The organism is Desmonostoc muscorum LEGE 12446, from assembly GCF_015207005.2.
Lineage (GTDB): Bacteria > Cyanobacteriota > Cyanobacteriia > Cyanobacteriales > Nostocaceae > Nostoc > Nostoc muscorum.
Window position 1 is genome coordinate 8,792,009 of record NZ_JADEXS020000001.1, and the last position, 19,143, is coordinate 8,811,151.

At 43.3% G+C, this 19,143-nt stretch carries 19 protein-coding genes; 7 read left to right on the forward strand and 12 right to left on the reverse strand.

The window, feature by feature from the left end; all coding sequences use genetic code 11:
* The first annotated feature begins 392 nt into the window (after nt 1-392).
* Both IQ276_RS35980 and IQ276_RS35985 read left to right on the forward strand, forming a co-directional pair.
* Entirely contained in the window at nt 393-623 is a 231-nt protein-coding gene (locus tag IQ276_RS35980; protein WP_235116294.1) for a hypothetical protein, read from the forward strand.
* Between the two features lie 95 nt (nt 624-718).
* A complete protein-coding gene (locus IQ276_RS35985) occupies nt 719-982 on the forward strand; it encodes a type II toxin-antitoxin system VapC family toxin (RefSeq protein ID WP_193918324.1) in 264 nt (87 codons plus the stop codon).
* Nucleotides 983-1,071: 89 nt separating this feature from the next.
* Here IQ276_RS35985 and IQ276_RS35990 read toward each other — a convergent pair whose 3' ends face one another.
* Nucleotides 1,072-5,190 (reverse strand): NB-ARC domain-containing protein, encoded by a 4,119-nt coding sequence (locus IQ276_RS35990; protein WP_235116295.1) that lies wholly within the window; start codon nt 5,188-5,190, stop codon nt 1,072-1,074.
* A gap of 168 nt (nt 5,191-5,358) precedes the next feature.
* Here IQ276_RS35990 and IQ276_RS35995 point away from each other — a divergent pair, with 168 nt between their 5' ends.
* Together IQ276_RS35995 and IQ276_RS36000 are read left to right on the forward strand one after the other, a co-directional pair.
* Nucleotides 5,359-5,580: a hypothetical protein gene (locus IQ276_RS35995; RefSeq protein WP_193918314.1), complete on the forward strand. Its 222-nt coding sequence runs from the start codon at nt 5,359-5,361 to the stop codon at nt 5,578-5,580.
* 456 nt (nt 5,581-6,036) lie between these two features.
* Complete coding sequence (locus IQ276_RS36000; RefSeq protein WP_193918317.1) at nt 6,037-7,983, forward strand: APC family permease; 1,947 nt, start codon at nt 6,037-6,039, stop codon at nt 7,981-7,983.
* Nucleotides 7,984-8,065: 82 nt separating this feature from the next.
* Here IQ276_RS36000 and IQ276_RS36005 read toward each other — a convergent pair whose 3' ends face one another.
* The 10 genes from IQ276_RS36005 to IQ276_RS36050 form a co-directional block, all read right to left on the reverse strand.
* A complete protein-coding gene (locus IQ276_RS36005) occupies nt 8,066-8,509 on the reverse strand; it encodes a hypothetical protein (protein ID WP_190884041.1) in 444 nt (147 codons plus the stop codon).
* 191 nt (nt 8,510-8,700) lie between these two features.
* Nucleotides 8,701-9,288, reverse strand: a complete 588-nt coding sequence (locus IQ276_RS36010) for a nucleotidyltransferase family protein (protein ID WP_228043158.1) — start codon at nt 9,286-9,288, stop codon at nt 8,701-8,703.
* On the reverse strand, nt 9,285-10,049 hold the full coding sequence (locus IQ276_RS36015; RefSeq protein ID WP_193918319.1) for a hypothetical protein: 765 nt from the start codon (nt 10,047-10,049) through the stop codon (nt 9,285-9,287). Before IQ276_RS36015 ends, IQ276_RS36010 begins: the two co-directional genes overlap by 4 nt.
* Nucleotides 10,050-10,355: 306 nt before the next feature.
* Complete coding sequence (locus IQ276_RS36020; RefSeq protein ID WP_193918321.1) at nt 10,356-11,318, reverse strand: XdhC family protein; 963 nt, start codon at nt 11,316-11,318, stop codon at nt 10,356-10,358.
* Between the two features lie 681 nt (nt 11,319-11,999).
* The gene (locus IQ276_RS36025; protein WP_193924760.1) at nt 12,000-12,926 is read right to left on the reverse strand and encodes an ABC transporter permease; all 927 of its coding nucleotides are present in this window, start codon (nt 12,924-12,926) and stop codon (nt 12,000-12,002) included.
* A 159-nt stretch (nt 12,927-13,085) separates the two neighbouring features.
* Entirely contained in the window at nt 13,086-13,985 is a 900-nt protein-coding gene (locus tag IQ276_RS36030) for a polysaccharide deacetylase family protein (protein ID WP_235116296.1), read from the reverse strand.
* Nucleotides 13,986-14,036: 51 nt separating this feature from the next.
* Nucleotides 14,037-14,261 (reverse strand): hypothetical protein, encoded by a 225-nt coding sequence (locus IQ276_RS36035; RefSeq protein WP_193924759.1) that lies wholly within the window; start codon nt 14,259-14,261, stop codon nt 14,037-14,039.
* Between the two features lie 117 nt (nt 14,262-14,378).
* Nucleotides 14,379-14,597 (reverse strand): hypothetical protein, encoded by a 219-nt coding sequence (locus IQ276_RS36040; protein ID WP_228043523.1) that lies wholly within the window; start codon nt 14,595-14,597, stop codon nt 14,379-14,381.
* A 124-nt stretch (nt 14,598-14,721) separates the two neighbouring features.
* Nucleotides 14,722-15,549, reverse strand: coding sequence for a hypothetical protein (locus IQ276_RS36045; RefSeq protein WP_193925712.1), 828 nt, complete (start codon nt 15,547-15,549; stop codon nt 14,722-14,724).
* A complete protein-coding gene (locus IQ276_RS36050; RefSeq protein ID WP_193925714.1) occupies nt 15,549-16,349 on the reverse strand; it encodes a hypothetical protein in 801 nt (266 codons plus the stop codon). The genes IQ276_RS36045 and IQ276_RS36050 overlap by 1 nt, the downstream gene beginning before the upstream one ends.
* A 49-nt stretch (nt 16,350-16,398) precedes the next feature.
* Between IQ276_RS36050 and IQ276_RS36055 the strand changes: the two genes are divergently transcribed.
* Complete coding sequence (locus tag IQ276_RS36055) at nt 16,399-16,536, forward strand: hypothetical protein (RefSeq protein ID WP_190884765.1); 138 nt, start codon at nt 16,399-16,401, stop codon at nt 16,534-16,536.
* Here the strand turns inward: IQ276_RS36055 and IQ276_RS36060 are convergent.
* Nucleotides 16,513-16,884: a Tery_1686 family protein gene (locus IQ276_RS36060; protein ID WP_193925946.1), complete on the reverse strand. Its 372-nt coding sequence runs from the start codon at nt 16,882-16,884 to the stop codon at nt 16,513-16,515. The genes IQ276_RS36055 and IQ276_RS36060 overlap by 24 nt on opposite strands.
* Before the next feature lie 539 nt (nt 16,885-17,423).
* On the opposite strand from IQ276_RS36060, the gene psbQ reads away from it, so the two are divergent.
* Both psbQ and IQ276_RS36070 read left to right on the forward strand, forming a co-directional pair.
* Nucleotides 17,424-17,879, forward strand: a complete 456-nt coding sequence (gene psbQ, locus IQ276_RS36065) for a photosystem II protein PsbQ (protein ID WP_190881592.1) — start codon at nt 17,424-17,426, stop codon at nt 17,877-17,879.
* Between the two features lie 136 nt (nt 17,880-18,015).
* A complete protein-coding gene (locus IQ276_RS36070; protein WP_193926063.1) occupies nt 18,016-19,134 on the forward strand; it encodes an NAD(P)/FAD-dependent oxidoreductase in 1,119 nt (372 codons plus the stop codon).
* The last annotated feature ends 9 nt before the right edge of the window (nt 19,135-19,143 follow it).

Genomic DNA, 19,143 nt, shown 5'->3' on the forward strand with positions numbered 1-19,143 from the left:
AACCCTCCCCTTAGAAAGGGGAGGGAATTAGATTTTCTTGTTTCCCCCCTTTATAAGGGCAGGGCTGTTTCATTCCATTTCAAACAAGATTTGTCAAGATCGTTAGCAAGAAAATTGTAAGTAAGCGTGACGAAGAGATGAACATTTAAGCACTGAAATATCAGTAAAATAGTTGGTTTCATCGGCACGCCAGTAACAAAATAACTAATTTTTAATCGCTAGAACCCTTGATTTTTAAAGCTCTTTGGGGAATGAAACAGCCCTGCTTTATAAGGGGGGATTAAGGGGGGTAAAAATTCGATTAAAATCACAGCCAACCACTTTTAAAACATCCTCTAAGAAGGCAAGGCGCAAAAACAAGAGATAGGAAACATTAGGAAAGCCGCTATTGGGTGAAGGAAAGCCGCTATTGGATGAAGGAAAGCCGCTATTGGGTGAAGGAAAGCCGCTATTGGGTGAAGGAAAGCCGCTATTGGGTGAAGGAAAGCCGCTATTGGATGAAGGAAAGCCGCTATTGGGTGAAGGAAAGCCGCTATTGGGTGAAGGAAAGCCGCTATTGGGCGAAGGAAAGCCGCTATTGGGTGAAGAAAAGCCGCTATTGGGCGAACAAAAGCCACTATTGACTTAACAATAGCGGCTTTTGTTGTTTGTTGGCGAGTTTGCGATCGCATTTTCTAGAGAAGCATCGACAGTCTAGTACAACGCGGCGTAAAATGGAATTGCCAAAAGCCAACAGCAGGAGAAAAACCGCACCGCCTTGCTACAATTTTTGCTACCTCTAGAAATTGTTGAATTTAATCAAGCATCTGCAACAATTTATGGCAGCATTAGAAGCGATCTTGAAAATAGAGGACTTATCATTGGTGCAATGGATATGCTCATCGCTGCTCATGCTATAAGTTTAGGAGTTACTCTCGTCACCAATAATTTGCGAGAATTCTCTCGCATTCCTGGGCTTTTCTTAGAGAACTGGGTTGAGTAGCTGTTAAATCTAACTCTCTTAAATTACGAATTACGAACTTGTATTGAGCGCAGTCGAGATATTACGAATTACGAATTACGAATTACGAATTATTTCCACCATCGCCCCACATCCACAATCGCACGGGCAATTTCTGACGTTGCGGCTTCACCACCTAATGCAAAGATAACTGGAAACAATGCCTTGATATCTTGCAGCAAATCAGGGCGACTGCGAAGGGATAGCTGATGAAGTGTATCTTGCCAGGAAGGGAAAAGTTTGACAGATGGTATTTGTGACAGATCTAAAGCACATGTACTTAATGCATCGGCGCGATATTCCTCATCTGGAATCGAGCGTGCGGCGGCAAGTGCCTCTAGCAGAACCTCTGGCAGTTTTTCTACTAAGGCAATCAAGGCATAGGTACGAGAATACTCATCTGGAATCGAGCGTGCGGCGGCAAGTGCTTCTGGCAGAACCTCTGGCAGTTTCTCTACTAAAGCTCTTAAGGCATAGCTGCGAGAATCCTCATCCTGAATCGAGCGTGCGGTGGCGAGTGCTTCTGGCAGAACCTCTGGTAGTTTCTCTGCTAAAGTACTGAGGGCAGAGGCGCGATTTGACTCTGACTGAATCAAGCGTGCGGCGGTGAGTGCTTCTGGCAAAACCTCTGGCAGTTTCTCTGCTAAGGCACTCAAGGCAGAACTGCGAGAATACTCATTCTCAATCAAGCGTGCCGTAGAGAGTACTTCGGGCAACAACTCAGGTGGCAGTTTCTTCGCTAAAGTACTGAGGACAGAGGCGCGAGAATACTCATCTTGAATCAGGTGTGCAGCAGATAGTGCTTCTGGCAACAACTCAGGTGGTATTTTCTCTGCCAAGGCTCTCAAAACATCGGGATAATCTTCCTCATCGTGAATCAAACGTGCAGCAGAGAGTGCTTCTCGCAAAACCTCTGGCAGTTTATCAGTTAAAGTACTTAGAACTAAGGTACGAAAATACTCATTTTTGATCGAGCGCGCAGCAGCGAGTACTTCTGGCAACAACTCAGGTGGCAGTTTCTCTGCTAAAGTGCTGAGGACAGAGGCGCGAGAATACTCATCCTGAATCAAGCGTGCGGCAGCGAGTGCTTCTGGCAGAACCTCTGGCAGTTTTTCTGCTAGAGCTCTCAAGACATCAGCACGAGAATACTCATTCTGAATCAAGCGTGCGGCGGCGAGTGCTTCTGGCAAAACCTCTGGCAGTTTCTCTACAAAGCTACTGAGGACGGAGGCGAGATAATACTCATCCTGAATCAAGCGTGCGGCGGCGAGTGCTTCTGGCAACAATTCAAGTGGCAGTTTCTCTGCTAAGGTACTCAAGGCTTTGGTGAGAAAATACTCAATCTGAATCGAGCGTGTGGCAGCGAGTACTTCTGGGAAAACCTCTGGCAGTTTCTCTGCTAAGGTACTGAGGGCAGAGGCGCGATATTCCTCATTCTGAATTGAGCGTGCGGTCACAAGTGCTTCTGGCAACAACTCAGGTGGCAGTTTCTCTGCTAAGGTACTGACGATAGAGGCGAGAGAATACTCATTCTGAACCAAGCGTGCAGCCGCGAGTGCTTCTGGGAAAACCTCTGGCAGTTGTTCTGCTAACGCACTCAAGGCATTGGCGCGAGAATACTCATCCTTAATCGAGCGTGCGGCAGATACTGCTTCTGGCAGCAATTCAGGTGGCAGTTTCTCTGCTAAGGTACTGAGGATAGAGGCGAAAGAATACTCATTCTGAATCGAGTGTGCGGCAGATAGTGCTTCTGGCAACAATTCAGGTGGCAGTTGTTCTGCTAAGGCTCTCAAGGCATTGGCGCGAGAATACTCATCCTTAATTGAGCGTGCGGCCGCGAGTGCTTCTGGGAAAACCTCTGGCAGTTTCTCTGCTAAGGTAATGAGGGCAGAGGCGCGATATTCCTCATTCTGAATTGAGCGTGCGGCAGATACTGCTTCTAGCAACAATTCAGGTGGCAGTTTCTCTGCTAAGGCACTCAAGGCTTTAGCGAGAGAATACTCATTCTCAATCAAGTGCGCGGCGGCGAGTGCTTCTGGAAAAACCTCTGGCAGTTGTTCTGCTAAGGTTCTCAAGGCATCGGCAAAATCTTCCTCATCTTGAATCAAACGTGCAGCAGAGAGTGCTTCTGACAGTATCAGTTCTTTTAAATTTGACGGCAAATAGTTGACTAACTCTGCAAGGGCTTTCACTTTCTGTTTTGGTTCTGGGTTTTGCAGGGCATAAGCTAGTCCTTGTTCAGCATTCCAAAAATTGTTTTTGACCAGCGCCACCAGCAATTCCACTGGTACATTCGCTGCCAAACTATTCAGAGATGCTGTAATCAAAGCATAGCGACACTGCAAACTCACAACTTGTGGCAAGGTTGATTCAGTCCAATTCCCTTCTGCTAATTCCCAGGCACGAGAAATATCTGTGATGTAACCGCCAGTTTGTGCTAATTGTTCCCGCACTTCATACCAGCCATTGCTTCCAGTTGCCGACTCTTCCCGTAATAACTTGTGAATCTCTTCTAACTGTCCAGCTTTTTCCAAATGCCAAACTAAACGCTGATGAATGTAACCATCATCGGGTAGAGTATGCCATAAACCATTCTGGGTTTTCTGCCGATATTTCTTCAACAAAGCAGCGTGAACATCAGCAAGGTTTAAACCCAACCCAGCCAAATCTCCTTGGCGCTTTGGCACAGTGGGAGCAGTTAACAAATTACACGCTAAATCGTGGAATAAGTCATGTAAGCGATAGGTAGGCATACCATCAGCAAGCGGTACTCCTGTTAATAGCAATGCTTTATTCCGTAAATATTGCAACATCTTGGCAGCATCACGCTTATCCATCTGCCACAGTGTTGCTGCCATCATCTTATTAATGTTGACATCCTCCGGCAACACCCCTAACCAAGAGAAATGCTTCTGCTTTTGTGGTGGCATTCTCTTGACGCTCAAATTTAAAGATGCGGTTAAACTCAGGCGTTTTAAACTAGCCTCATCGGTAATTTCTTCGGCTTCCGGTCGGTCAAAACTTGTTAATCTGGCTACTTCTTGCTGAATATCTCCCAACAGTTCATCCCAAGTTGTACCATAGGCAACTTCGGCGGCTGCAAGTTCCAATGCTAGGGGAAGATAACCAACACGTTTGGCTAAATTTTCTGCTGAGTGACGTTCTGTGCCTGTAATCTCGCGTCTTAATTTCTTCGTCAGCAATTCCATTGCCTGGTCTGGTTTCATTATATCCAGGCTGTAGGTGCTGGCTGCTAACGCATCTGCAATGTGACCTTCACGAGTAGTTACTAAAACTTGACAACGCAACCCACCAACATTAAATGCTTGTGCATTTTCGGTATTCCATGCATCATCCACCACTAGTAACACAGCCTTGTCATAAAGCAGAGTCCGCAAATGGTTGGAAGTCGCTGTTACACTCGTAGGCTTAAAGCTATAGTCTCCTAATGCTTGCACCCAGCCACTCAGTAAAGCCAGCACATCGGGTTGTTGACCTAATGTTGCCCAAAGAATGCCATCACAAAAACGAGTTTGTATTTCTGCATTATGGGCTAAAGCCGCAGCTAGAGTAGATTTGCCCACAGAACCCAAACCGTGAATTGCAGTAATTACCAAAGTGCGACTGTCAGCCGATGAACCATTTAAAAGACGAGTTTTTAAATCATCGCTATACTCTGGGCGTTCTACAAAGTGTCCAGGTAAAGGTGGCGCTTGGAACAGAGCAAGTTTAGTTTGGGGTACTGTAGCAACACCCTCATCTTGGGTGAAATTGGCTGCCAATTCTTTGGATTTTTTTGGTCTGCTATTTTCCCAAGCTTCATCAAACCGTTTTAAGTTCTTTTCCCTATCTCTTGACCATAGCTTGAGTGTAAAGTGCCAGTCATCAACACCCTTGGTTTGCAGACGGTTATCTTCGAGAATCTTCAAGAAATCCTTGAGCAAATTCAGCGCTTCTCGGATTTGCGCTTTAGTTAACTTGCCAGCACTTTTATTTTTTTGCGTCAACAACTCTAAAGCGACTAGCGTTGTCTGGATAGTCAGCTTGGGGTTAGTGCTGTCTTCGTCTTTCCAGTCGTATTTAATTTTTAAGCCACAGTCCTCAAATTCCCCATCAGCGAAACAAAGCAACGCCTCCAATAGACGCTTAACTCGCTTTTTAGGTTCAGGGCCGTAAGTTTGTCGTGGCATTGCCTTTCAAAAATTAAGCAAGAAGTCTGGGGCTACCCCAAATAGAAACTACCACCCCAAACCGATTAAATCCTGATTTTAAAGCATTTTCAGCGACATTGCGGTATTTGCTTCAGGACACGACCCCAAAGAGAACCTGTATCTATCAACTCTTTGGGGTACAAACAAATGCAAACTAAAGATATTCTCGGAAAAACTATTGCTTTGTTGCTGGCAATGCAACTATTTTTGATTGGTTTACAAGCTAAAGTCCGGATTGACCAAGGTAAGTCAAGCCTTGAGGCATTAACCTGGATGATTCAACAGTATATTCCAGTCCTGGTTAAAATTCGCAAATTGCACGATAAAAAGGTGAAAAACGATTCTCTAAAGAGCAAAAGTCAAACATAACTTGGTACTGTTGAATGTTGACTGAGGAGTTATTATTCTCCCCCTGCCCCCTGCTCCCTGCCTCATCTCCCCATGTCCCTACTTATGCAGGAAAAAACTTCAGCGAAGCCTGAAGCGACCTCTGCATGGTAAAACCATACCATGATTAATTTCTACAGTGCGTAAGTCTTTGAATTTAAAAAACAACAGCCACGTGCGTGAGTTTTTCATTGAGCAAAGTGACAAATTTAATGCACAATAACAGTTAGCTCTAGTCCTGTCAACGTAGATAAAATTGTTGACAAAGAATTCTTCAGCAATTGGGAGACAAAGAGGAGAATAAAACTCCTAACTTTTGTACAGACGCGATTCATCGCGTCTCTACTCCTAACTCAGCACTCTTGTAAAACAAAGAGCGCAGACAGAAAAGCAAAGATTCTATCAGTCACTTTGACTTTTGCAACACAAGCGTATTTGATGGCTAAATCAATTGTTTCAACAAAACGACTCAGCAAACGGTTCATGCGCTGGTTGCTGGAAGAAGATAGACGAAAGCGCCAAGGGCCTTACCCTAAGGAAGAATCACATCGCCAGCATCCTTGGTGGCAGGTAATGTGCTTGACTGGTGTAGATTATTTCTCGACTCTGGGCTATCAACCTGGAATTGCAGCACTGGCTGCCGGCGCTCTTTCTCCTGTGGCGACGCTGATTTTAGTTTTGCTGACGCTGTTTGGCGCATTGCCTATCTATCGGCGCATTGCTGCCGAAAGCTCTCATGGGGAAGGGTCGATCGCTATGTTAGAGCGTTTGCTCTCCTGGTGGCAAGGGAAATTACTTGTGCTGTGTCTACTTGGCTTTGTGGCAACTGACTTTATTATCACAATTACTCTGTCGGCTGCCGATGCTACAGCCCATATTATCGAAAATCCCTTGGCTGCAAATTGGCTTCACGATCAAACGATCGCCATTACCCTAATATTAATTGCATTACTAGGCGCAGTTTTCCTTAGAGGTTTCAAAGAAGCCATCGGCATTGCAGTGTTTTTGGTGGGAGTTTATCTGCTGTTAAACTTTATTGTGGTTAGCGTTGGTGCATATCAGATTCTAACTCGCCCAGAAGCGATCGCTAACTGGCAAACTGCCTTATTTGCCCGCCATTCTAATCCTTTGCTACTAATCGGTTTATCTCTTTTGGTATTCCCGAAGTTAGCACTCGGATTATCAGGCTTTGAAACTGGCGTCACTGTTATGCCCCTCGTCAAAGGTAGCAGCAGCGACACTCCCCAGTATCCCAGAGCCAGGATTCAGAATACACGCAAGCTGCTGACTACTGCTGCTTGGATTATGAGTTTCTTTTTACTCACCACCAGTTTTATAACTACTCTGCTGATTCCTGCCTCAGAATTTGCACATGGAGGCAAAGCCAACGGACGTGCCCTTGCTTATTTAGCACATCTTTATTTAGGTAATACCTTTGGCACAATTTACGATTTAAGCACTATTTCCATTTTGTGGTTTGCAGGTGCATCGGCAATGGCAGGGTTACTAAATATTGTGCCTCGTTACTTGCCACGCTATGGCATGGCGCCCAATTGGGCAAGAGTCAGCCGGCCTTTGGTTTTAGTCTATACAGCGATCGCTTTTATTGTCACAATTATCTTCCGAGCAAATGTGGAAGCTCAAGGCGGGGCTTACGCAACTGGTGTGCTGGTGTTGATTACCTCAGCGGCTTTTGCTGTAACTTTATCAGCTCGCCGTCACAGAGAAAAGCACGCCACCTTCGTCTTTGGAATTATTACAGTGTTGTTTGTGTACACCACTGTTGTTAATATCATCGAAAGACCAGAGGGGATTAGGATTGCTGGATGTTTTATCGGTGCGATCATTTTCACTTCCTTAATTTCTCGCGTTTGGCGTTCAACTGAACTGCGAGCTGAGAGAATCGAAATTGATGATAATGCCCGTGAATTCCTTGCCGAAGAAAGCCAGGGCGCAATACGAATAATTGCTAATCGCTTGAATACAGGCGATGTCCTAGAGTATTTTCTCAAAGAGAAAGAGGTGCGTGAAGACAATCATATTCCAGCCGACGATCCAATTCTCTTTTTAGAAATTATGGTGTCAGATGCTTCGGAATTTGCGGATGTGATTAAAGTAAAAGGGGTGCAAGTTGGTGATTACCGCATCCTACGTGCCGAGAGTGCAGCAGTACCCAATGCGATCGCCGCTTTACTATTATATATCCGCGATCAAACAGGTAAGATTCCCCATGCTTATTTCGGCTGGGTCGAGGGAAACCCCATACAATACTTACTGCGTTTTATTTTATTTGGTGAAGGCGATATTGCTGTCCTCACCCGTGAAGTGCTGCGTCGCGCTGAAAAAGATCCCGAAAGGCGTCCTGGTATCCACGTTGGGGGATGAGGGAAGAGGCGTGCAAAACAATAGGGAATAGGCAAGAAGCAATTAATACTTTTACTACTCCCTACTCCCTACTCCCTATTCCCTATTTGCTTAAAGCATCTTTGATGCCATCAACAGTGCGTTGAACAACATTTTTGGTATCGTCTACTGCTTTCTGTGTACGAGATGCATCTTGGTCTGCTCTTTGTTGGATTCGAGCCGCATCTCTTTGTGCCTTGCGCCCAATAAAGCTACCATTATCTGTTGCTTCGTCTACTTTATTGGCATTGGTTTTTGCTGTATCCTTTAGCTTATCTGCTGTATCTCGGATAAAATTCTTGGTTCGTCCAGCATCTTCACTTGCTTTGCTTTTAGCATCGTCGATATCTGCGGATGCAATTAAGTTTGTTGCAGGATTAGCCATTGCTGAGGTGTTCACCAAAAATGCACCATGCCAAATAAAAGCCATCGCTGACACACAAAACAATGTTGTAGCTATCCAACGTCCTACAGTGGAAAGCCCTTTTGTAAAATAATTGAGTTTCATAGAATACAATGTCCGTTTGCTTTAGCATTCTATATTTACTTCATTTGGCTCATCAGCCAAATCACTCCCCAGGTAGAGGTTTTCTCATCATAAGTTGTTAAAAAAATTCGCTCTTTTAATAGATTTAAATACTACTCAGTTCTGCCTATAGTTGAGAGGCGGAAATCTAAACCTAATATTATGGTCTGTTGTCACTGTAAATTACGTAATTGAATTTGATATATTTCTGGTGTGTTAATGTCTAATAATACAGAGGGATGATTAAACTCTACTTTGCAAATTACAGGATAAAATTCTTGGATAATTTGGCGTAAACCGAGAGTTTCTTCCCGAATATTTTGTAAGTGCGATCGCATTTGATGATTAAACAACAATGGATGCCCCATTTTCCCTTGATATGTGGGTGCAGTAATCAATGCTGAATTGTCTTGGTGTGTTAGAAGTAATGTTTGATAAATCTCTAATTTCCTGGGTTGATCAACTGCGGAAATTGCCAATACTTCAAAGTCTTGGGGAACATGTTGCAATCCTGTCAGAAGAGAGGTTGTTTTCCCTGCATTACTCTGAGGATTAATTACAGTTAAACTCCCAGGAGGACAATCTTTTTGTTTCTGGCTATTGTGTAAACCTAGCACTACCACAGGAGTAAAACCTAAACTTAACCACTGTTCTAGTTGATAAGTTAATAATGTTTTACCTGCACCCCAAGGAAGTGAAGTTTTACAAGTACCCATGCGAGTAGATGCACCGGCTGCGAGGACTATGGCAAAGTGTGTCAATTTGCAAATTTTTGCTTATTAAATAACAACCCAATACCAAAAAGACTCAAAGCTAAAATAGTACCTGCTTCAGGGATAGAAGTACGGCTAATACTCAGAAAATTGATACCCAATGCCCGATTATTTTCAGAACTGCTAATAACTAATTTAGAGATATTAGCAATTTCATTACTCACACCGATGAAAACAGCCGAGTTATCAATTACTGTCGAAGAAGTTCCTGGAATTGAGAAGCTACCTAAAAGGTTATCTTTGTCATCAAAAGCAGAAATAAAGGCTGTAAAGTTAAATGTGTCATCTACTCCAATTTGTGTGCCTGCACCCAGTACAGGTGTATCGAAGGTAATAGTTATTGGCCCAGGATTACCTTGAGCGGGAAAACCACCGGGAATAAATCCAGTAAAGAGAATGGCATCTCCATCAGAAAAGTTAATTGGCAGATTAGGTGAAACTGGGAATACAAAAGGTGTAGTAAATCTGGGGTTATTAATAACTGGAATATCGATACCATATCCTAAACCATTTTCAGATTTAGAATCAAAAGAGTAAGGTAAAAAATTAGCAATCGTACCTGGTAATATTTCCGCAGATATTCCAAAGTCTAAACTAGACCAATCAATTTTGTCATTAGCGTTCAAATCGTCCCGCACTGTTACAAATGAGATTGCTTGAACAGGTAAAGAAGAAAATGCTAACAAAAGTGTTGTTCCGACAACAGCAGAAAAGTTTTGCACAGAACGTGTGAGCAATGGAAGATTCATACAGGTAATACCATTTTGGATTTGAGATTTTGGATTCTGAAAGAGTGACTGATAATCGCTTTTGGCACTACATTTGCTGCAATCATTGTTCAAATTAGTGTAAATCATAACTTGATTTACAGTCTTAGGGACTTCCGAAAAATAAATTATCCCAAATTATTTTTACATTTGTAGGGGCGCACAGCTGTGCGCCCCTACGGTGGGATGTTTTTTTAATTGGAAGTCCCTTATAAAAAAAGACCGCATATCAAGTAAGTTCTTGATATGCGGCTAAGACTAATATATTACACTAAAAATGCTAACAATTTATATTTTCTCGGATAAAGAAGTCCCGGTGCCACCACGGCGAACTTTAATTAATTCAGCGCAGATACTAACTGCAATTTCCTCTGGTGTTAAAGCACCAATATCTAAACCAATTGGTGCATATATCTGATGTAAAAATCCCTGATTACAACCTTCTGTTTGCAGTATTTTATATACAGTGCTAACTCGTTTATTGCTGCCAATCATCCCAATATATGGCAGTTGATAATTAGACAATAGCCGTAAAGCCGCTAAGTCTTGCAGATAACCTCTAGTAACTAAAGCAACATATAAGCTAGTATTTTTATCTAAAATTTCCTGAATTGAGGTGATGGGTTCTGCTAGCACCAGGGATGCGTCGGGAAATCTTTGTTTGGTGGCAAAATCGGGGCGATCGTCTTGTACAATAACCTGAAAACCTGCTATTTTGGCTATCTGCACTAGGGAAATTGCAATATGTCCTGCACCAATAATCAACAGTGTTGGCGGTGGTAGTAAAGGTTCAATTAATGCTGTGCTATGTAAAGATGCAATTACTTCTGTTTCTTGGAGTAAGTAAGGTTTTTCATCTGTATGAAATGGCGTGATAATTGTTGCTGAGTGCCCAGATGTTAAAGTATCTATAATTTGATTGACTAAGTTTAAGCTTTCAAAGCCTGACCATAACTCTAATAATACTTGCATTGTACCACCACAAACGCCTTGAGTTTGTCGTTGAGGTACGCCAGATAAATCAATTTCTACAATTTGTTTTTTACCTGTTTTTAGTAATTGCAAAGCTTGCTGATAAACTTTTGCTTCCCCGGCACCACCACCAATTGTTCCTACTGTTTTCCCATCGGCGCTAATGAACATTTTCGCGCCGATTTCTCTGGGTGTGGAACCTTTGGTGTTGGTGACGGTGGCTAAAACTACGGCACTTTTTTTTAAGGTTTTTGCTAGTTGTTGGTAGAAGTCAAGCATTTTTGATAACGAACCGCTCCAGGCGCAGAGAACGCAGAGGAAGAGAAGGTTGAGTTTTTGCCAAACTTTTTGGGGTATGATGGAGAGTTGGTTGAGTCTACAGCCTCTGGCGTGGAAAAAGTTATAAGATTAACGAACCACAAAGTACGCAAAGTACGCAAAGAGAAGATTAAGAAGAGAAAGTTTGATTCATCCAATGATAAAGATTTTAACTTGTGTTAACCAGATGTCAGGTTGATTTTTAATGTGGAGTAAATATTAGACTTCTTGCATAAATCAAAAAAAAGAACCCCACCCCGCCTTTGACTTACGTCAAAGTCTCCCCTCCCGAAGAGCGGGGAGGGGCTGGGGGTGGGGTGTTATATCATGTCCGGCTAATTAGTTATGATTCCCGAATCTATGCACAAACCCAAAAACCCTTCCCCTCTGCTCCCCTGCCCCTCTGCCCCTCTGCTGCCTTAATGATAAGTCTTTAACCGGACATGATATTAGGGGACTTTTGCAAGAGACTTCATGAGTTGCACTCACAAGGAAAGAATGAAAATATCTCTTTCCCAGTCCCCAATCCCCAGTCCCCAGTCCCTATTTTTAAGGCTTGTCTATTGTTTTAAAAATTTTAACCACAGGGGTTGATCAAGAATAAAGTGATTAGGCGGACATAATATGACTAATGACCAATGTCTAATGACTAGATCTAAAAGGTTGTCCTAATGATGCAGGTGTCTCCAGTTTAATGCGTGTATTATCCCGTGAGATGAACACTAAGACCAAGATAGTAGCCAAGTAAGGTAAACAAGACAAAATATAAGGAGAAATATTAACTCCTAATCCTTGAAGAATTAATTGTATGGCACCAACGCCACCAAATAAGTATGCACCAAGCAGGATTCTTTCAGGTTTCCATGTGGCAAACACAACTAATGCGATCGCAATCCATCCTCGTCCACCAGTCATATTTTCCGTCCATAGCGGCGTATATGCAAGGGAAAGATAACCCCCCGCTAACCCAGCCATCGCCCCACCAAACATTACCGCTAAATAACGAACTCTGCTAACAGGTAAACCCAAAGCATCAGCAGCATCAGGTGACTCGCCAATACTCCGCAACACTAAACCCGCCCGTGTACTCCGCAAAAACCACCACACCAGTGTCACTAAGACAACTGAGACATATACCAAAATATCTTGATTAAATAAAACTTTACCTAAAAGCGGAATTGATTTTAAAATCGGGATGTCAATCGGTTGCAGCCCGGTAATTGTCTTACCTACATAACCTGTACCAATAAAAGCACTCAGTCCCGAACCAAAAATACTCAGGGCTAAACCTGTGGCCACTTGGTTCGCAGCTATAGTAATTGTTAATAAGGCATGAATAAAAGCGATCGCTATTCCCGATATCAGTGCTATTAGTAATCCCAAGTAAATATTACCTGTAACTGAAGCAGCAATAAAACCAGCCACAGCCCCAACCAGCATCATTCCCTCAACACCCAGGTTTAACACCCCCGATTTTTCAGTCACTAATTCACCTAATGCTGCCAAAATTAGAGGTGTAGCTGCCCGTATGCTATCACTAATGATTAAGCTGATTGTTTGGATATTCATACAATTTTGGATTTTGGATTTTGGATTTTAGATTCACCAGAGGATTTTCAATCAGTTGTGGGTCTAAATCCTCCACTTCAAGCATTGCTGAATTCTGTTAGCGATTCTGAATTCTAACTTCTCTTTTAAATTAGGAATTTCCAATCCAAAATCTAAAATCTAAAATCTAAAATTCGGTGATGCTGCTGTTACCAAATTTTTTTCTTGGGCTTCTATTTCCAGTAGTTCGGGTATTGTCACAAATCTATAACCCTGCGCCTTTAAACCGTCGATAATTTGCGGTAAAGCTTGGACAGTCCGAGAACGATTACCGCCACCATCGTGCATTAGTACAATTGCCCCTGGTTTGGCATTTTTTAGCACATTTTTTACCATCCCTGGCACTTGAGGCGAACGACGTTGAGCGTCTCCGGACTCTTCTGACCACATCATAACAGCATACTTCTGACTTTTAGCGTAGTCGGCCAATCCATTATTCAAGAAGCCGCCAGGGGGACGAAAGAGAGTAGTTTTCACTCCTGTAGTCTTATAAATGATGTCTGCTGTACTATTTATTTCACTAGCCGCAGTAGCTACATCCATATGACGATACGAATGATGCCATGTATGGTTGCCAATTACCTCCCCATCAGCTGCAACTTGCTTGGCAACCTGGGGAAAATATTTCACCATTTGCCCAATCATAAAGAACGTAGCTTTGATATGATTTTTCTGTAAAATATCTAATATTTGTGCTGTATTTTTCGGGCTGGGACCATCATCAAAAGTGAGGGCGATGACTTTTTGATTTGCTTTGAGTTTTGCTTGATAAATGACTGTTCCCTGAAATTTCTTTGGCACTTGATTCATTTGGTTTGTTGCTAGTAAAACAGCTTGTGCAGATGCAATCATTGCCTGATCTTGACTTGCTTTCCTCATCTCACTTTTTGGCTGTTGAATTCCTAATAAATGGTCAAGTTTGGTTGTGCCTAAAAGCAGACTGATACCTAAACTACTAGCACCAGCAGCCAATGTAATGATGACAAATTTTAAACTTACAGATAATTTCTGAGTGGACACATTAAATCTCCTCACCTTTGTGATTTTTCATTTGTCATTTCTTAGTAATAACTAAGAATACTCCCAGCATAGCTGATAGAACCAGTCTTTCAAGCTGCTTTTGCTCATTGCTGGCTTGTTGTACGATCGCATTGGCTGTAGGCGATCGCTAATTCTATGATTACACTGTAGCCGTAGACGCGTAGCAGTCAGGGGGTCGCAGTCTTGTATACGAGACGCTCCGCGTTGGTAAAAGCCTCTTGTAGAGAAGGCGGTTCCCGTCGTTAGGAGCGTCACCCCCGAACCCCTTCGCCCTTGGCGTTCCCAAAGGGTAGGGCTTGTCGTTAGACATCCCTGTGTATATTTGACTTCAAGTCTAGAGAAGTAGAAGTGTAAATTTTATCGCCAACTTACTTAGATATTGCTCAAGCTGCCTTTACCGTTAGTTGCAGTTTGGGCGGGTTGAGTGGTAGGAACCGCCACAACTGAAGGAACTTGTGAAATAGATTTTTTATTCGTACTCCGCTTTCGACTAGAACCACCTGCCTTTAAATACTCCATGCTGTTTCTGCCGTAAACAGTTGCCACTGCACTAAGCATCCTCTCAGATAGTTCCGAGAGTTCTTTGTCCATACGAATTAGTAATTATCACTTGGCTTATTAAAAACTTCTAAAATCTGTCGGCAAATCTGTTTGAGCTTATCTCCGATTTCATCAGAAGGCGAAGATGCGCCGACAACACTCCCTGGCTGTCTAATTAGTATTTAAGAGCTTGAAACTCAAGCACAGTGAGAAGTCCCTGATGTTGATTGACCAAAGATTGTATTGTGCTAACTGGATTACGATGAAGGCGACGTTTTTGTTGGCGAGGAGCTTGTGCGATCGCTAATCTACGACGTTGAGTTTTATACTCAGCTATAGGTACTTCCCGAATTTGTTGAAGTAACTGTTTTTCGTTTTGAGCTACAAATAGAACTTGATATTGGCCCAAATCACGTAATTCAACAGTTGATTTGCGTCCACTAATACGTCGCTGATGGCGACGCAAATGACTAAATAAAGACTCGATTTTCAGGTTATCTGGTGGCAAACCAGGGATATCATAGCAGTGTAATAAGTCAGTACTGTATTTATCCCATAAACGTTGTAACTTTTTTTTGAGAGCAAACTGTGCCGGATTTTGTTGATGGTCAGGTTGAAACATCTGTAATAACTCTTCCATCTCACGCCGAACTTGAAAGCTTGTTAAAGGGATTTGGGCAGTCTCTGTAATATCGATTACATCATCTGAGGTACGGTCAGAATTATTAGGATAGCGCAAACAATTAGCAATTCGTCGCAACCATTGGTGCGCCTCTGACAAGTCAGACGCGACTGAACGATTATTACTTAAGGCAAGGTCCACCCATACTGATAACAGAGATAAATAATCTGTATCAATTTCCCGGTATGGTAAACTACGTAGTACTTCTCCAATAGCTAATAGTTGCTGGTAGCCCATTAAACCACCCCAACTAAACGGTTTGCGACTTGTGCGATTGACACAATCCCGAATCGCCGCACGAATTTGAGCTTCCACTGCCATTAATTCTGCGTCTCGTGACAAATAGGGGATGACTGAAAAAGGGGGGTACTATCTAGCTGCTGTTCGGAGCTTGGTTTTTGGGGTCTTTCAGAGTAATCAGGAACTTTTGGCAGCCCGTCTAAATCTGCCTTTAATTGCTGTCGGAGCTTTGTATCTAATGGCAGCACAGATTCACTCAAATTACTTAGGAAGTGTGCCTGACAACGTTGATGTGGTACATCTGTCCAAGTTGAATTTATTGCCGCGATGATTGCTGATTCCCCATCTGATAATGTTGCCAGCACTGTGTACGGCAACTCCTTATATGGTTGCAGCCACTCAATTAACCGTTGTGCTTGTGCCTGTGGCAATTGAATTGCACTAACTGGTGTGCCACTTAATACCTCGTATAACACATACAACAAAGTCCCATGACCCTCTGGCTGTAAGGCATCAATTGCCCAAATCAAACCACCATGTTCAATCGCTGTCGCAGCTAACTTCTCAGCCGTATGTGCAATCGTTCCACCCAACAGTGCCAAAAATTGACCGTATAACTTGCCCACATTGCTTTCGTTAATTTCAACACCGCGCTGGTTTAATGAGCGTTGAATTTCTACCAACTGTTGATGCTCATGTTCATGTTGCCAACCAATAAATGCCAGCACGTCTAGCCCGTAGGTACTGTAAGGCAGACTGTACTTTAGCACCCCAGTAGCGTAGTAATGTTTACCAAAATGTGTGCAATTGGGATTGGTACATTCTTTACTTTTACCTGCCACAAACACTGCACCATCCATTGTTTGAATGGTTTTACGCATGTGCCTTGGTCTACGTAGAACTAACTCTTTACCACAATGCACACATTCGATGAGCGAACATTCTAAAATTATTCGTTTGATGTTACTGAATTTTCGTTCTGGGCGATGGCGAGGCAACTTTACTATCACTAATTTTTTACTGCTGCTAGGTGCTTTCCTCAGCTTACCTGCTTTGTATACCAACTAGATAGCTAGGGACAACACTCCAGTTTTCCACCGTAGAAAGTCGCCACGCCTCACCACGATGATCGAATCCAGCTACCTCTACACCGATCGCTCGGCGGGAATTATTAATGGGATCTTGATAAAATCGGATTTGAATTAAGACACTGCGACTTTTCCAAGACTTGCTAATACCAGGAAAGTGAAAGCCAATATCTATAGAATCTGGATCGACTAACTCTCTAGTTTCCGGGTCATTTTTCCAGGGTTTGAGATCAGACTTGGCATCAGGGAACTCGAATTTGAACAAATTAACTACCGTGGCAATGTTGCTGGCGAGTTCAAGGTTCGTTGCCTGTTCAGATGCGTTCACTAAAAAATACTCCTATATTGCGTCGGCGTCTGGGGAAATGTGAAGAAAGAAAAACCGCCAGAAGGCTTACACTATTGGTGTTTCAGCTTATCAAGACCTTTGTAATTTAGCAACTTTAAATCAGGTTTTCCTAACAATATTGTTGCTAAAAAGAATTCAGAATTCAGAATTCAGGAGGAGCCAGTGCGGTCTTGGGGTTTCCCCAAGTCGAGCAACTGGCGTTCAGAGTGGTAAGTCTGCCAGAAATGGATCTGACTTTTCACGCAATCTCCAAAACCTCTCCCCTAAAAGATTCATTATTCTGAATTCTGAATTCTGAATTCTGACTCCTTTTCATTAAAATCGCTTCTTGTTGGGACTGGGTGACACCTATTAAGTAATTATACTTAAAAAATCTTCCAAAAGCAGATGAAACTCTGCCCTTTGGAAAAAATATCAAGATTTTCTGCAAAATCCTTGACTGACAAGGATGAGAAAGTGCGCTAGCGATCTAAAATTACACTGTTAATCGGCAAACAAAAAACAAACAACTTCGGTGTATGGCGCGTCAACGCTCGATTTTTTCATTGATTTTAGTATTATTGGCCACATTTCTCATTAGTTGTGGTGGTCCTGGTGTCGCAGTGGCACCTCCAACGTACACAACAGCTCAAATTGAGAAAATTCAGCTATATGTTCCTGAAATTCAGGCTGTGCTCGATCGCTCAGAAGAGTTGAAAAGCCTGATCCAAAAACAAGATTGGATCAATGTGAGTAACTTTATACATGGCCCGGTAACCTCAGCGAGGCTAAACCTGACTTATGTCACTCCCAACCTTCTGCCCAACGACCAAGCTAAAGCACGTCAAATAACGCGAGATTTGTTTAACCACTTGGTTAAAGTCAATCAAGGCGCTAGCTCTAGCAACGCTCAAGTTGCTTTGAGTAACTCGGAAGCGGCTTTCGCAGATATTGACAAATTCCTCCAGTTGCTTCCTGAGGCAAGCACTCAATAGAAGGGCAGGGGAGGCAGGGGGAGCAGGGGAGGCAGGGGGAGATTAGAAGAAAAAAGCTTTCTATCCTTCCCGCACCTCCCACGCTCCCAATGCCCCATGCCTCATGCCCAATGCCCTATTCCCTCTCAAACAAGCAATGAGTCATGTAGTCATTATCGGCTGTGGTGTAGTTGGGGCTGCGATCGCTTATGAACTCAGTCAAGTAAAAGGGCTGAAAATCACAGTTTTCGACCAACAACCACCAGCACAAGCTTCCACCGGTGCTGCACTTGGTGTTTTGATGGGCGTCATCAGTCAAAAAATCAAGGGTAAGGCTTGGCAAATGCGACAAACTAGCATCCAACGCTATGAAACTTTGATTCCAGAATTAGAAGCTTTAACAAATCGCAAAATCCCTTTTAACCGCCAAGGAATTCTCATGCTGTTGTCCGATCCCGTGGAGGAAATCTCAGCATGGGAAAAGTTAGTAGAAACTCGCCACTCCCAAGGCTGGCAGTTAGAAATTTGGGATACTGCTAAACTGAAAAAAATCTGTCCTCAGGTAGATTGCGAAAAAATTACTGGCGCTCTCTATTCTCCCCAAGACCGTCAACTCGATCCAACTGCCCTGACATTGGCTTTAGTTGAGGCTGCCCAGCATAATGGTGTGACTTTCAAATTTGGTGTGGCTGTTTTGGATAGCCAAACCTCAATACCTGAATCTTCGCCCAAATGTTGCCATTGCCTTGAGACTACAGAAGGAAAAATAACCGCTGATTGGTTTGTAGTCGCAGCCGGGTTAGGTTCCACACCACTCACGGCAAAATTAAACCAGCCGATTGATATCCGCCCCGTCTTAGGACAGGCACTAAAAGTAGGTGTAGGGCATCCATTAGGCAATGCCGACTTCCAGCCAGCGATTACGGGTAATGATGTCCATATTGTTCCTGTGGGCGGTGGAGATTATTGGCTGGGTGCAACAGTGGAATTTCCCACCAACGGCTATGAGATACCGCCGAATCAACAATTGCTGGAATCTTTGAGGGAACAAGCGATCGCATTTTGCCCAGAATTAGCTACAGCAACTATTCTGGGCACTTGGTCGGGGTTACGCCCTCGTCCTGAAGGACGGCCAGCCCCAGTCATTGGTAAGTTGCCAGGATTTAGTAACGTCCTCCTAGCTACCGGGCACTATCGCAACGGCGTTTTACTAGCACCCGCCACAGCATATGCAATTCGTGAGATGATTATTCCTCAGGGAATGAATGGGGAGTAGGCAGTGGGG